A 230-nucleotide genomic window follows, 5' to 3' on the forward strand; every position below is an offset into this window, starting at 1 on the left:
GGGTGAGGGCTCAGAGCCGCTCGCACGCGGCGGCGATGCGCTCGTCGGTGGGGGTGAGGGCGATGCGTACGTGCCGGGCGCAGCCAGGGCCGTAGAACGCCCCGGGCGCCACGAGGATGCCGCGCTCGGCGAGCTCGGCCACGGCTGTCTCTTATACACATCTCCGAGCCCACGAGACGCGTAGTAATCTAGGGGGGGGTGTTTTTTTTTTGGGGGGGGGGGGGGGGGGG

At 70.4% G+C, this 230-nt stretch carries 1 protein-coding gene; it reads right to left on the reverse strand.

Annotated features, from left to right (window positions below; genetic code table 11):
* Window positions 1-10: 10 nt before the first annotated feature.
* The gene (locus tag ACPYOM_RS24200; protein ID WP_481347934.1) at window positions 11-142 is read right to left on the reverse strand and encodes a hypothetical protein; all 132 of its coding nucleotides are present in this window, start codon (window positions 140-142) and stop codon (window positions 11-13) included.
* Window positions 143-230: the final 88 nt, after the last annotated feature.

The sequence above is a fragment of the Monashia sp. HAY1-2A genome (assembly GCF_056755315.1).